The organism is Sphingomonas sp. 28-62-20, from assembly GCF_002281505.1.
The window spans coordinates 57304-70416 of record NZ_NCGH01000016.1 but is presented as its reverse complement, the minus strand read 5'-3'; the positions used below and the strand labels follow the sequence as shown (position 1 = coordinate 70416).

The 13113-nt window shown below is 61.2% G+C and carries 13 protein-coding genes and 1 tRNA gene; 5 read left to right on the top strand and 9 right to left on the bottom strand.

Annotated features, from left to right (window positions below; translation table 11 throughout):
• On the top strand, nt 1-468 hold a 468-nt coding region (locus B7Y43_RS13905; RefSeq protein WP_374132262.1), incomplete at its 5' end, for a hypothetical protein.
• Here B7Y43_RS13905 and B7Y43_RS13900 read toward each other — a convergent pair.
• A tRNA-Ser gene (locus B7Y43_RS13900) sits at nt 431-518 on the bottom strand. The two genes, B7Y43_RS13905 and B7Y43_RS13900, sit on opposite strands and share 38 nt — an antisense overlap.
• A 78-nt stretch (nt 519-596) precedes the next feature.
• Between B7Y43_RS13900 and B7Y43_RS13895 the strand changes: the two genes are divergently transcribed.
• A complete protein-coding gene (locus B7Y43_RS13895; protein WP_374132261.1) occupies nt 597-1511 on the top strand; it encodes a peptidylprolyl isomerase in 915 nt (304 codons plus the stop codon).
• A gap of 20 nt (nt 1512-1531) precedes the next feature.
• On the opposite strand, the gene B7Y43_RS13890 is transcribed toward B7Y43_RS13895, so the two are convergent.
• The 4 genes from B7Y43_RS13890 to B7Y43_RS13875 are packed head-to-tail and all read right to left on the bottom strand — an operon-like array spanning nt 1532 to nt 5053.
• Nucleotides 1532-2128 (bottom strand): ABC-type transport auxiliary lipoprotein family protein, encoded by a 597-nt coding sequence (locus B7Y43_RS13890; protein ID WP_374132260.1) that lies wholly within the window; start codon nt 2126-2128, stop codon nt 1532-1534.
• A gap of 8 nt (nt 2129-2136) precedes the next feature.
• Nucleotides 2137-3123, bottom strand: a complete 987-nt coding sequence (locus tag B7Y43_RS13885) for an MlaD family protein (RefSeq protein WP_374132259.1) — start codon at nt 3121-3123, stop codon at nt 2137-2139.
• Complete coding sequence (locus tag B7Y43_RS13880; protein WP_374132258.1) at nt 3123-3944, bottom strand: ABC transporter ATP-binding protein; 822 nt, start codon at nt 3942-3944, stop codon at nt 3123-3125. The genes B7Y43_RS13885 and B7Y43_RS13880 overlap by 1 nt, the downstream gene beginning before the upstream one ends.
• A complete protein-coding gene (locus tag B7Y43_RS13875; protein ID WP_374132257.1) occupies nt 3944-5053 on the bottom strand; it encodes an ABC transporter permease in 1110 nt (369 codons plus the stop codon). The genes B7Y43_RS13880 and B7Y43_RS13875 overlap by 1 nt, the downstream gene beginning before the upstream one ends.
• A 62-nt stretch (nt 5054-5115) precedes the next feature.
• Here B7Y43_RS13875 and B7Y43_RS13870 point away from each other — a divergent pair, with 62 nt between their 5' ends.
• Nucleotides 5116-5790, top strand: a complete 675-nt coding sequence (locus B7Y43_RS13870) for an HAD family phosphatase (protein ID WP_374132256.1) — start codon at nt 5116-5118, stop codon at nt 5788-5790.
• A gap of 7 nt (nt 5791-5797) precedes the next feature.
• Here the strand turns inward: B7Y43_RS13870 and B7Y43_RS13865 are convergent, their stop codons facing one another.
• From B7Y43_RS13865 to B7Y43_RS13855, 3 genes are read right to left on the bottom strand one after another with little or no spacing between them, the layout of a single operon-like run.
• On the bottom strand, nt 5798-7063 hold the full coding sequence (locus B7Y43_RS13865; protein ID WP_374132255.1) for a DUF445 domain-containing protein: 1266 nt from the start codon (nt 7061-7063) through the stop codon (nt 5798-5800).
• Between the two features lie 55 nt (nt 7064-7118).
• The gene (locus B7Y43_RS13860) at nt 7119-10280 is read right to left on the bottom strand and encodes an efflux RND transporter permease subunit (RefSeq protein WP_374132254.1); all 3162 of its coding nucleotides are present in this window, start codon (nt 10278-10280) and stop codon (nt 7119-7121) included.
• A 5-nt stretch (nt 10281-10285) separates the two neighbouring features.
• Complete coding sequence (locus B7Y43_RS13855; RefSeq protein WP_374132253.1) at nt 10286-11470, bottom strand: efflux RND transporter periplasmic adaptor subunit; 1185 nt, start codon at nt 11468-11470, stop codon at nt 10286-10288.
• 92 nt (nt 11471-11562) lie between these two features.
• Here B7Y43_RS13855 and B7Y43_RS13850 point away from each other — a divergent pair, with 92 nt between their 5' ends.
• The gene (locus B7Y43_RS13850) at nt 11563-11967 is read left to right on the top strand and encodes a GlsB/YeaQ/YmgE family stress response membrane protein (protein ID WP_374132252.1); all 405 of its coding nucleotides are present in this window, start codon (nt 11563-11565) and stop codon (nt 11965-11967) included.
• Between the two features lie 85 nt (nt 11968-12052).
• Nucleotides 12053-12760, top strand: coding sequence for an SIMPL domain-containing protein (locus B7Y43_RS13845; protein WP_374132251.1), 708 nt, complete (start codon nt 12053-12055; stop codon nt 12758-12760).
• 86 nt (nt 12761-12846) lie between these two features.
• Here B7Y43_RS13845 and B7Y43_RS13840 read toward each other — a convergent pair whose 3' ends face one another.
• Nucleotides 12847-13098 (bottom strand): GlsB/YeaQ/YmgE family stress response membrane protein, encoded by a 252-nt coding sequence (locus tag B7Y43_RS13840; protein ID WP_374132265.1) that lies wholly within the window; start codon nt 13096-13098, stop codon nt 12847-12849.
• Nucleotides 13099-13113: the final 15 nt, after the last annotated feature.

Here is a 13113-nt window from a genome sequence, read left to right as displayed (position 1 = left end):
ATCTGCTCATCGCTGAACCTCGATCGCTTCACTGCCTGTCTCCCTCTTGAGGAACAGGATAACCTCAATCCGAGGACTCTTCAGGGGAGCAGGTCAATCTCAACGCTCACATTGCCTTTCGGTCAAGCGCTTTTTGCATGGTTCAAAGGGCCGGCGGTTCCCGTAACCGCGGCGAAAATTCCCGTTTTCTTTCCCGGGAAATGCGCCCCATCGGGCCAAACTCTGCCGAAAAACAGCCCTTGCGGTGCGAGGAATCTGGACGGATTCCCCTTATTTCCCGTTATTTCGGCGGTCGATCAGCGGCCTCCATCCCTGACAGGCAAAAGGTACTGGACGCATGAGGCGCAGAGAATTTCACTGAGAAAATGGCATTTCCGGTTTGCAACTGACTCTCTGCACTACCGAAAGGAACAGAAAGTGCGCGAATTTGCGCCGCGGGAGGGATTCGAACCCTCGATACGCTTTTGACGTATACTCACTTTCCAGGCGAGCGCCTTCGACCACTCGGCCACCGCTCCGCATGCACTGGAAGGGGGCGAGCCGTAGCTGGGCGGGACGCCTTCCGCAAGCTTTGTTGGCGTGCCATGATGATTGCCATGATCAAGCTCCTCACCACCGCGCTGTTCGCCATCCCGATGTCGGCAGCTTCCGCGCCAAGCGCTGTGCTCTCCGCAGCACCGATCGCGCCCGCCCCAATCGTTCAATCTGCAGAACCGGCGGTGCCGTCTGGCTGGGCTGGAATTCCCGATGACGATCTGATGCTGGTCGATTTCGCCGATGGCAAGCGCGTGACGATCTGGATGGCGAGTGGCTTTGCACCGGTGCATGTCGCCAATATGCGGAAGATCGCGCGGGCGGGCTGGTGGAATGATGCCAGCGTTTACCGCGTGCAGGATAATTATGTCACGCAATGGGGCGACGCGACCGAATCGAAGCCGGCGGCTGCCGGGATCGTTTTGGCCCCGCCCGCCGAATATGAATGGTCGGCCACCGGCACCATGCTGACGGCCAACCCTTATCGGGACGCTTATGCCAGCGTCACGGGCTTTTCAGCCGATGGCTGGCCGCTGGCTGGTGATGGCAAACAGCAATGGCTGCCGCATTGTTATGGCATGGTCGGCGTAGCGCGCAATCTCGCTCCCGATACCGGCACTGGTGGGGATCTTTATGCGGTGATCGGCCATGCCCCACGCCATCTTGATAGGAATATTGCGGTGGTGGGTCGGGTGATTGAGGGGATGGCGGCGCTATCAGCGCTGCCGCGCGGCACGGGCGGCGGGCTGGGGCTGTACGAAAATCCTGCGCAGCGCGTGCCGATCGTCCGGGTCACGATCGCGAGCGATTTGCCGGCCGAAAATCGCCCGCATTTTGAGTTTATGAAGCCGACCTCGCCCGACTTTGCGCGCTATCTGGAAGGCCGGGCCAATCGTCAGCCGCCCTTTTTTACCGTGCCAGCGCATGCCGTGGATTTGTGCAATCTGCCGGTGCCGGTGCGTGCCGTGAAGCGTTAGGCCGCTAAGCGGTAAACCCCTTATTTGCCGACCCAGTCAGCAACCTCGGCGGCAACTTGGTTGGCGGCGGCGTTGATCGCTTCGCTGCAGTTTTCCGGCGTAACACTGCCAATTGGCGTGCGTGCTTCGAAGCGGCGTTTTTCAATCGTCTTGGCATCGGTGCGGCTGAGCGTTGCATCATAGGTAACGACCGCTTCGCTGGTTTCGGCGTCGATGCCGAAATTGCGCAGTTCGCCCCCCAAGCGGGCACCAGGATCATAAAGCGACTGGGCCGGGGTCAGCACCACCCGACCAGTCTTGGCGCCGATTGTATCGGCGAGCAGGCGGGCAAAGAGCCGGGCGGGGGGCTCAGCCCATTGTGCGTCCTTCACATAGGCAATCGAGGTTGGCGAGGTCTGTACCGGTACGTGCGCCGTGGCGATGGCGGCGGGAACGCTGGGCAGCTGGATGGTGATGGTGCTGGTATTGGCAGAATTGCTCGTTTGGCCCGGCGTCAACGGGGTGGCCGCCGTCAGCGTGAGCAAGGTCGGCGGCGCCGGTGCCCCAAAGCTGATACAGCCAGCAAGGGTCGCCATCGCCAGTCCAGCGGGCAGGAGCTTGATCGATCGGACAATCATGGCGGGCCTCATTTTTTCGGTGCTTTGGGCGTTTTGCCGGGGGTGTAGACGGGCAATTTGGGTGCGCCGAGGATCGACCCTGCGCCGCCCTGATCAATTTTTTCAGCAACCGATGTCAGGGCTGCGGCCATCACGCGCAAATCACGCACCAACTGGCCAACCTCGGGAACGGTCTGTTTGGAAAAGGTCTGCACGCCGGGCCGGGCATCGCTGACCAGGCCATCGAGTTGCTCCAGGCTATGCTGGGCTGAGGCAATTGCCTTGTTGAGATTGGCGGCGACGGGCTTGATATCGCTTTTCAGCAGCCCGTCCGCTGAATTGGCCAACCTCGTGATGGCGGCCGCAGCCTCCCCGCCTTGCTTGATCGTCTTGCGGGTTTCGGCGATCGTCTCGCCAAGATCGCCCGAATGATCGGCCAGTGCTTTGGTGACGCGATTGGTATTTTCCAGGATTCCCGTGATCGAAGCGACATTCTTGTCGGACAGCACTTCGGTCAACCGATCGGCCAGGTGGGAGAGCTTTTCGAGCAATTGCGGCGCAGAACTGAGCAGCGCGCCCAGACCGCCCGCGCGGGTGGGAATGACGGGAACGCCGAAGGGGCAAGCGCTTTGCGGATTTTCAACCGGGCAGATGATTGGCGGCGCATCCTTGATCGCGCCATCGAGCTGAACGGTGCTGGTCCCGGTGAAGCTGCTGGAAATGGAGGCGGTGGTGCCGGTGACGACCGGCGTTTCATCGGTCACGCTGATCCGCACGCGCACGAATTTCGGGTCGCGTTTCCACACCGAAATGTCTTTGACCTGGCCTGACGGCACCCCGGAAAACGCAACAGACGATCCCTTCGCCAGCCCATCGACCGACTGTTTGAAAAAGATGTCGAATTCGCGCTCGCTGCCGCCGTTCAGGCGCGCCAGCCAGACCAGAAACAGCGCGAGCATGATCAGCAAAATCAGCACCACTGAACCGACAAGGACATGGTTGGAGCGGGTTTCCATCAGTCGATATTCCCTGGCTTTGCGTCGATCATGGCACGCCGATCGGCGCTTTCCTTGGTCGCGGTTGCAGCACGGCCGCGTGGCCCGTTAAAATATTCCTGGATCCATGGATGGTCCAGCGCGAGCAGCTCGTCGATGGTCCCAACCGCAATCACTTTTTTGTCCGCCAGCACCGCGACCCGGTCGCAAATCGCGTAGAGCGTATCGAGATCATGCGTGATCAGGAACACCGTCAGCCCCAATGTTTTCTGCAGCGAAGCGGTCAGATCGTCGAACGCTGCGGCGCCGATCGGATCGAGCCCTGCAGTCGGTTCATCAAGGAACAGCAGTTCGGGATCGAGCGCTAGTGCCCGGGCGAGACCGGCACGCTTGCGCATACCGCCGGATAGTTCGGCCGGATATTTCGGGCCAGCCTCTGCGGGCAGGCCGGTCATCACGACTTTATACGCGGCGATTTCGTCGAGCAGCCCTTGATCCAGCCGACCGTAAAACTCGCGCAACGGCACCTGGACATTTTCAGCGACCGTCAGCGTCGAAAACAGCGCGCCGCCCTGAAACAAAACGCCCCAGCGCCGCCGGATGTCGATGGTCTCACTCTCACCACGGTTGACGGTCGATTCGCCGAACACCTTGACCTCACCATCATCGGGCAATTGCAGCCCAATGATGGTCCGCATCAGCACCGATTTGCCCGTGCCCGATCCACCGACAACGCCGAAAATCTCGCCGCGCCGAACCTGCAGATCAAGCCCTTCATGGACGACTTGTTCGCCAAAACTGGTTGTGAGCCCCTTGACCGAGATGACCACGTCGCCCGCCATCAGACCCAGCCGAGCCAGGTGAAAAACACCGCGAAAAAGGCGTCGAGGACGATCACCAGGAAAATCGCCTGCACCACAGCGGATGTCGTCCGCTTGCCGACTTGTTCGGCATCGGACTCAACCAGCATGCCCTGAAAACACCCGGCAATGGCGATGATCGCGCCAAAAACGGGGGCCTTGACCAAGCCGATAAACAGATCAGTGATCGGCACCACTTCGCGCAGGCGCTGAATGAAAGTGACCAGCGGGATGCCAAGCGATATCCAGCAGAATAGCCCGCCGCCGAGAATGGCGAAGACCGAGGCATAAAAGCCGAGCAACGGCATCATCAGCACCGCAGCAAGGACGCGGGGCAGCACCAGCGCTTCCATCGGCGAAACGCCAATCGTGCGCATTGCATCGATTTCTTCGGTCAGCTTCATCGTGCCGATCTGCGCGGCAAAGGCGGAACCCGATCGACCGGCAACCATGATCGCGGTCATCAGCACGCCAAGCTCGCGCAAGGTAATGCGGCCGACCAGGTTGATCGTGAACACCTCGGCCCCGAACTGGCGGAGCTGCACGGCCCCCTGCTGGGCGATCACCAGCCCGATCAGGAAGCTCATCAGCCCGATAATGCCGAGTGCAGACACGCCGACGACTTCGAAGCGGTGCACCGTTGCGTTGAAGCGGAAACGCTTGGGGTGGGTGATGACGTTGAAAAAGGCGATGCAGGTCGCGCCGAAAAAATCGAGCAGCCCGTACATCGTCTTGAAGGTCATGATCGTTGCTTCGCCGATCTCCCCGATCACGCGGACTAATGGGCCGGCCGATTCGGGGCGCATGGCAACTTGTTGATCGGCGGCGGATACTTGATCGAGCAGATGCGCTGCGTCGCGGCTCAACCCCTCAATCCGCGCGCCATGTTCTTCGGCAAAGCGGTAGATCAGCCAAGCCCCAACCGTATCGATCCGCTCGACCCGGCTGAGATCAAGGCGATCGACAGGGCCATCAAAATTGCGCAGTCGATTGGGGAAATCGCCCAGCTTGGGCAATGACAAGCTGCCGCTAAAGCGTAGCGTGTCGGCACCGCCGACATTTTCATGTGAAAATTCAGCCATCGCGCCCATCGGATCATTCTTTGCTGCAATCGCGCTGGATCGGCAAGAACATAGCTGTCTATGGTTGAGACATGCAGGACATCGCCATTTACGATATGGACAAGACAATCACCCGGGCGGCAACCTGGACGCCGTTCCTCCTCTATGCCGCTCGCCGTCGGGCGCCATGGCGGCTCGCGCTGTTGCCGCTGCTGGGCGGGGCGGGGCTGGGCTATGCAATCGGGCTGGTTAATCGTGGACAGCTTAAACAAATTGCGTTTCGGCTGATGCTCGGTCGGGTCGTGCCGGCCCCGGCGATGGCGATGCTCGCTGCAGGGTTCGCTGACAAGATCGCTGCCCGCGGGGTTTGGTCGGCGGCGCGGGCGCAGATCGCCAGCGATCGGGCCGCTGGACGTCGCCTCGTGCTCGCGACGGCCTCCTTTCGCTGCTATGTCGACCCAATCGCTGCAGATCTTGGCTTTGATGCGGTGATCGCGACCGAATCGACCCATGCTTTGGATGGCGGCGTAACGGCATTGATCGATGGCGATAATTGTTATGGCATGGCCAAGCTTGATCGGATCAGCGCCTGGATGGCCGACCAGGGCGTAGCGCGGGCGGACGCGACGATCGCCTTTTATTCCGATCATGTTTCCGATGGCCCCACGCTGGCTTGGGCTGATCGACCTTATGCGGTCAATCCACATCCCGCGCTCAGGCAGCTTGCCGCTGCGGAGGGTTGGCCCGTGCTCGACTGGACCGACTGAAGCGTCGTCACAGCACCAAATCGATGCTGTGGATCACCAGCCCGACCAGCCCGCCGACGATTGTGCCATTGATGCGAATGAACTGCAGATCACGACCAACCGCGTTTTCGATGCGCCGGGTGATCGTATTGGCGTCCCAGCCGCGAATCGTCTCAGAGACGAGTCGAACGATTGAATCGCCATAATCGGCTGCCGTGCCGACAGCCGCGCGGCGCGCGAAACGATTGATGGTGGCGCGCAGCCGAGCATCTTCCTGCAACGTCGTGCCCAGTTGATGCAGTGCTTCGCCAAGCTTGCCTTCGCGCCCGGCATCAGGGTCACGCGCAATTCGCAGCATCGCGTGCCGGGCCGATTCCCACAGCCCGTCCAGCCAATTTTGCATCGCCGGATTTTCAATGATCTCCAGCTTCATTGCCTCAGCACGCAAGCGCATCGGGGCATCAAATTGCAGATCAAAGGCGAGCTTGGCCAGACCCTCCTCGGCTTTGGCGCGTAACGGGTGACCGGGGTCCTCGGCCATGTCGACGAGCATCTGATCAAGCCCGTCGATAATTTTGTTGGCGAGCGTTTCATCAAGGCCGGTCCAGCGCATGATCGATCCGGCGCGTTCATGCACCATGGCGCGGATAAGGTGCTCGTTGGCCGACAGCGTTCGCCCGGCCCAGCGGATAATGCCGTTGAGCAGCGGCAAATGACGATCCTTGGCGATCGCTGCCTCCAGCGCCTGACCAAGCAGCGGGGCGACATCAAGCGCACGCAGCCGCTGGCCGATCGTCGCCTTGACCATCCCGCCCAGCCGCTTTTGATCGAACGCTTCAAGCAAATCGGCCGCGAGGCGCGACGCGCCACGCCGCAGCCGACCGTCACCGCCCGACGGGCTGGCCAGCCAGCGGCCTGCCGACGAGGCCAGATCAAGCCGCCGCATCCGCCGCGCCACCACACCCGGCACCAGGAAATTATCGCGCAGAAAAGCGGCGAGGTTGTCGCCAATCCGGTCTTTGTTGCGCGGTATAATCGCGGTGTGGGGAATCGGCAGGCCGCCGGGGTGGCGGAACAAGGCAGTGACCGCGAACCAGTCGGCCAGGCCGCCGACCATGGCGGCCTCCGCAAAGGCGCGGACGAAACCGAATAGCGGGTGCACGTCCACCAGGCTGCGCGCGATCAGATAGAGCGCGGCCATCGCAACCAGCAGCCCGGTGGCGATGGCGCGCATGCGGATCAACGCCGCCGGGGGGGCTTGATCACGGCTGTCTGGGCGAGCGAACAGGTTCATCGTCGAAACAATCCCTCAACCACGGGATTGTTCACAAGCATATTCGTCCGATCGCTCACTCCGCTGGCTGCGGTTCGCCATCCCCGGGGGCATAGCCAATCGGCCGGGGGCCATTTGGCTTGAGGTCAATCACCGGCACACCGTCATCGCCCGCCTTATAGGTCAGCAAGCGACGACCGATCCGTGGGCCAATCCATTCCTCAATCCCGACAGCGATGCTGAACCCGGCGGGCACAATCACCAGCGTGAGCAAGGTCGAAAGGATGAGGCCGCCGATCACCGTTACGCCCATCGGCGCGCGGAAGCTGGCATCGCCGGTTAGCGACAGCGCGATTGGCACCATCCCCGCGACCATCGCGATCGTCGTCATCACAATCGGCTGTGCGCGCTTATGCCCGGCATCCATGATCGCGGTCGTCTTATCGACGCCCTTGGCCATTTCTTCCAGCGCGAAATCCACGAGCAGGATCGAATTTTTGGCGACGATGCCAAGCAGCATCAACAGCCCGATGAACACCGGTAGGGACAATGCATCACCGGTAAGGCGAAGCGCGATGGCGCTGCCCAGCGGGGCGAGGATCAACGAGCCCATATTCACCAGCGGCGGCATCACCCGTTTGTACAGCAGCACAAGTACCGCGAACACGAGCAAGATGCCGGAGATCACCGCGACGACGAAGTTGAAGAGCAGCTCGGGAATCCATTTTGCATCGCCCAGCTTGAGCTGGGTTACACCGACTGGCAGATTCTTGATCGCGGGCAGTTCCTGAATCTTCGGATTGGCGTCACCGGTGACCTTGCCGGGTGCCAAGTCTGCTCCGACGGTAATCCGCCGGGTCTGGTTCGCGCGCTGGATCTGCGTTGGCCCTGCGCCAAAACCGATATCGGCGACGACCTTTAACGGCACCGATCCGCCCAAGGACGTCGGCACCGGCAGGTTTTCGATCGTCGACAAATTACGGCGTGAATCTTCGGACAGCGCAACGCGGATCGGGATCTGGCGATCCGAAAGGGAGAACTTCGCGACATTCTGGTCGATATCGCCCAAGGTGGCGATGCGGATCGACTGGCTCAGCGCCGCCGTAGTGACGCCCAGGTTCGCGGCCAGATCCATGCGGGGCCGGATTGTGATTTCCGGACGCTGAAGGTCGCCGTTGACGCGCGGCGCCCGCAATTCGGGCAAACCACTCATCTGGTCAACGAGCTCGTCGGCGACCTTTGCAAGTTGCACGGGATCGGACCCGCCCAGGGTGATGGTGATATCACGGCCTGATCCGCCGCCGCCGCCGCCCTGCGACTGGAAATTGACGCGCGCGTCGGCAATTTGCGAAAGCTGCGGGGCATAGGCGCGCTCAAATTCAATGCTCGTCCGGTCACGCTTCGCCTTCAGGGTAATGAAGATGCTGGCTCTGCCCACATCGACATTGGTGAAGGCGTTCTGCACTTCGGGCGCGTCCTTGATGATTGCGCCGACCCGCAATGCAACGTCCTGCGCCTGCTTGAGCGTCGATCCCGGTGCAAGCTGAATGCGGATCCGACTGTAATCGGTATTCTGGGCCGGCTGGAAGGTAAGGGGGATGGGATTCAGAACGCCCGGGAATCCGGCAAAGCCAATAAAGGTCGCCACCAGCGCCAGAGCGCCAACGCCCAGCGTTTTCCAGCGATGCGTCACCGACCAGTGCAGCGCCTCCATATAACGATCCATCCACCAGCCTTCGCCGTGGCTGGCGCTCCCCTTGGCCTTGAGGAAATAGGCAGCGACCATCGGCGTTATCAGCCGCGCGACCGCCAGGCTGATCAGTACCGCGACGACAATCGTCAGGCCGAAATTCTTGAAATACTGCCCTGAGATTCCGGGCATCAGACCAACCGGCAGGAACACCGCGACGATCGCCATCGTCGTTGCCAGCACGGCAAGGCCGATCTCGTCAGCCGCGTCGATCGATGCCTGATATGCGGATTTACCCATCCGCATATGGCGGACGATATTCTCGATCTCCACGATCGCATCGTCGACCAGCACGCCGGCCACCAGGCTCAGCGCCAACAAGCTCAACCCGTTCAGCGTGAAGCCCATCAAATCCATGAACCAGAAGGCGGGAATTGCGGAAAGCGGGATGGCAATGGCTGAAATCACCGTTGCTCGCCAATCGCGCAGGAAGATGAAGACGACAATGACCGCGAGAACTGCGCCCTCAACCATCGCCTCAATCGCCGAATGATATTGCGTCTTGGTGTAATCCACGCTGTTGAACAGCTCAGTGAACTTGACCTTGGGATTGTCCTTTTCGAGCTGTTTGATCACCTTGGTCGCCGCATCATAAACGGTGACGTCGGAGGAGCCTTTGGCCTTTTCGATGCTGAAGGCGAGCACTTGGCGGCCATCCTGGATCGCCAGTGATCGCTGTTCGGCGTAGAGGTCCTTGATGGTCGCAATATCTGAGAGCTTAACGGTCTGGCCCCCGCCAAGGGCAATTTGGGTGTCGCCCAAGGTCAGCGCGGACCGCGCATTGCCGAGCACGCGCACGGATTGTTCGGAACCCGCGATCTGGGCGCGACCGCCTGCCGCGTTCAGGTTAGTCTGCCGCAGTTGCTGGTTGACTTGCACCGCCGTCAAGCCGCGCGACTGAAGTTTGACGGGATCCAGAATGACGCGAATTTCGCGATTGACGCCGCCATTGCGGCTCACAGCCGCCAGCCCGGGCACCCCGAGCAGCTTTTTCGATACGGTATCGTCGACGTACCAGCTCAGCTCTTCAAGCGTCATGGCAGTGGTCGATGCGGACAGATAGGCAATGGCATCGCCGCTAATATCGACGCGCGACACCTGCGGCTCCAAAATGCCATCGGGAAGATCGCTGCGGATCTGGTCAAGCGCATTGCGAACATCATTAACGGCGCGGTCGATGGGCGTGCCGATTGCGAAGGTGACGAAGGTGGAACTTGACCCTTCGCTGACGTTGGAATTGATTTCATCGACCCCGTTGATGCTGCGGATCGCCGATTCCACGCGCTGCGTGATCTGGGTTTCGATCTCGGTCGGCGCGGCGCCCGGCTGCGACACCTGGATCTGCGCGGCTGGGAAATCGATGTCCGGTTCGTTATTGACGTCCATCGTCATAAAGCTGCCAATGCCAAGCAGCAGCAGCGCGATGAACATCACGATCGGCGGGACGGGGTTACGGATCGCCCAGGCAGAGATGTTGCGGAAACCCATATTGATTAGCCCTGCTTCTTCTGGGTGACCGGCGCCACCTTTTGCCCCGGATTAAGAAACGCGCCTGCGGAAACGACGACGCGTTCGGTGCCCGTCAACCCTTCGGCGATGGCGACGCCAGCGTCGGAGACCTGACCGACCTTGATCGATTGGCGCACCACTTCGTTTTTGGCATTGATAATATAGACATAATTGCCCTTGGGATCGCTCTGCACGGCCGATTGCGGCAGCAACGGCACGTCGCTGGTGCCTGCGGCAATGACGGTGGCGGCAAAGCCACCTGGCCGAAGCGCGGCATCATAGCCAAGCGCAATCCGGACGATGCCTTGGCGGGTCTGCGGATCGATCACGGGCGAAACCTGCCAGATACGCCCGGAAAAGCTGCGATCGCTGCCGACCGGTGTGACATTGGCCGAAAAGCCAACCTTGATTGCGGTCATATCAGCATCGCTGAGCGTGGCGCGCAATTCGAGCTCACCGCCCTTGGCGAGCCGGAACAAGGTGCCCGACCCCCCGCCAACCACCTGGCCAGGTTCGATATTGCGGGTCAGCACCAGGCCAGCAGCGGGGGCACGAATATTGAGCCGACCGGTGCGGGCATTGGCCTCTCCCAACTGCGCCTGGGCAACATTGACGCGCGCATTGGCGGCATCGCGTGTTGCGGCACGGCGATCGAGATCGGCCTTGGAGATGAAGCCGCGTTCAACCAGGGCCGCTGCCCGATCGAGTTCGGCCTGCGCTAGCCGGGCATCCGAGCGCGCAACAGTGATCTGGGCGGCGAGCGATGCCGCCGTCTGCACTTGAACCGAGCGGTCAATCGTTGCCAATACCTGTCCAGCGCGGACCCATTGACCGGGTTGCACCAACACCTGAGTCACGAGCCCACCTTCGCCGACAATGCCCACCGGCATATCGATCTTGGCGGCGAGCGTGCCGGTTGCCGAAATGGTCCGACCGACCTGTTGGAGGCCTGGCACGGAAACAGTAACCGTCGGTGCCTGCGACCCAGCGCCGGCGCCAGCAGGCGGGGTCTTCGGTTCGGACGAGCCGGACGAAAAGAAATACACTGCCGCCACAACAGCGAGGACTGCCACCAGCACCAATATCCACCAACGCCGAGTGCGTGGAGCAGCTTCGCCCGAAAAGGACAGCCGACCGTTATTTTTCACCGCGCCCGATTCGTAATTCATGTGACTCAATCTTTCACGGGCGAGGCAGATGCCGCGCCGTTCCCAAGCGCTGTATTATATAAATAATGCACCGACCTCAAGAGGCCGTCTTCATGCCGGGCCATTGCCCATTTTTCCGCGCTGCCGCAAGACCGCCCAAGGCCAGTATCCGCCAAGAATCGGTTGCATCGATCGCGTGGGCGGGCGAGTTAACCGGCTGGCGCGAACAGTTGCTGCCGGGGAGAAGGATGATGCTGTTGCAGAATAGCTTTCTTGGATGGATTCTGATCGGCCTAGTCGCAGGCGTTCTGGGGAAAATCATCCTTCCCGGCAAGGATCCTGGCGGCTTCATCGTTACCATCCTGATCGGCATTGCAGGCGCTTTGTTAGCCGGTTTCGTTGCTCAGTCAATGGGTTGGCAGATCGCCAATGGCTGGCAAAGCTATGCAGCGGCGACCGGTGGATCGATCGTGCTGCTGATCCTTTACCGGGTCGTCGTCACGCGCCGCACACGCTGACGCGCGGCTGTTCAGCCAGCATTCCGATTGGATCGGCATAGCATTGTCCTGAGCAACCGATTCGGGTGCTGATAGGAGAAATGCGATGCGAGGTTTGATTCTGGCCGGGCTGGCTATTGCCCTGCCGCTGCCGCCGGCCGTTGCGCAATCCCCCCAACCCGCCGCGATGATGGACGGGACGATATTGGATGTGGTTGCGGAAGGCACGACAAGCCGAGTTCCCGATCTGGCCACGATCCGCACCGGGGTGGTCACGCAGTCGGCGACGGCATCGGCGGCGCTTGCCGATAATGCGGCCCGCATGGCGCGGGTGCTTGCGGCATTGAGCCGTGCCGGGGTTGCTGCCCGCGATGTGACCACCACGGCGGCAACGCTCAGTCCGCAATATCGCTATGCGGATAATCAACCGCCGGTGATCACTGGCTATCAGGCGACCAACACGGTCTCGGTTCGGTTCCGCACCATCAGCGCCAGCGGCCCGATCCTGGATGCGCTGGTGGCACAAGGTGCCAATCAGATTGAGGGGCCGATCCTGTCGCTCGCTGATCCCGATGCCGCGCTCGACGACGCCCGGACCGATGCGGTGAAGCGTGCCCGCGCTCGCGCGACGTTATATGCGCGCGCCGCCGGGCTGTCAGTCGTCCGAATCCTGTCGATCAGCGAAAGCGGCGACCAAGCCGTCAGCCCGGGGCCAGTGCTCTATGCTCGCGCCAAGGAAGCGGCGGATACGACGATTATGCCGGGCGAATCGGCGGTAACGGCAAGGTTATCGGTCCGCTTTCTGCTGAAATAGCGGGGCAGGCGCGGCGCAACACGCATGAAAAGAGCCGCCCGATGTGATTCGGGCGGCTCGATTGCCTGAGTGATGTCTAGCGAAGCCTAGCGCACCGTTCCCCGGCGGGCGAGGTTGACGAGCGCAAGCAGGATAACCGCGCCGATCAGCGAATAGACGAAGGTGGTCACGGTGATGGCCTGATTGATGCCGCCACCGAACAGGAATGAGGCGATGACCGAGCCGATGACGCCGACGACAATGTTGAGCAAAATGCCTTGCTGGCCATCGGTTCGCATCATCAAGCTGGCAAGCCAGCCAACGACCCCACCAACCACGAGCCAAATGATAAGACCAATCATGTAATCCTCCTC

What these genes read in the sequence shown, in the direction of transcription:
- B7Y43_RS13895 (WP_374132261.1), top strand. Translation starts at nt 597, where the DNA reads ATGATCAAGCTCCTCACCACCGCGCTGTTCGCCATCCCGATGTCGGCA.
- B7Y43_RS13890 (WP_374132260.1), bottom strand. Translation starts at nt 2,128, where the DNA reads ATGATTGTCCGATCGATCAAGCTCCTGCCCGCTGGACTGGCGATGGCG.
- B7Y43_RS13885 (WP_374132259.1), bottom strand. Translation starts at nt 3,123, where the DNA reads ATGGAAACCCGCTCCAACCATGTCCTTGTCGGTTCAGTGGTGCTGATT.
- B7Y43_RS13880 (WP_374132258.1), bottom strand. Translation starts at nt 3,944, where the DNA reads ATGGCGGGCGACGTGGTCATCTCGGTCAAGGGGCTCACAACCAGTTTT.
- B7Y43_RS13875 (WP_374132257.1), bottom strand. Translation starts at nt 5,053, where the DNA reads ATGGGCGCGATGGCTGAATTTTCACATGAAAATGTCGGCGGTGCCGAC.
- B7Y43_RS13870 (WP_374132256.1), top strand. Translation starts at nt 5,116, where the DNA reads ATGCAGGACATCGCCATTTACGATATGGACAAGACAATCACCCGGGCG.
- B7Y43_RS13865 (WP_374132255.1), bottom strand. Translation starts at nt 7,063, where the DNA reads ATGAACCTGTTCGCTCGCCCAGACAGCCGTGATCAAGCCCCCCCGGCG.
- B7Y43_RS13860 (WP_374132254.1), bottom strand. Translation starts at nt 10,280, where the DNA reads ATGGGTTTCCGCAACATCTCTGCCTGGGCGATCCGTAACCCCGTCCCG.
- B7Y43_RS13855 (WP_374132253.1), bottom strand. Translation starts at nt 11,470, where the DNA reads ATGAATTACGAATCGGGCGCGGTGAAAAATAACGGTCGGCTGTCCTTT.
- B7Y43_RS13850 (WP_374132252.1), top strand. Translation starts at nt 11,563, where the DNA reads ATGCCGGGCCATTGCCCATTTTTCCGCGCTGCCGCAAGACCGCCCAAG.
- B7Y43_RS13845 (WP_374132251.1), top strand. Translation starts at nt 12,053, where the DNA reads ATGCGAGGTTTGATTCTGGCCGGGCTGGCTATTGCCCTGCCGCTGCCG.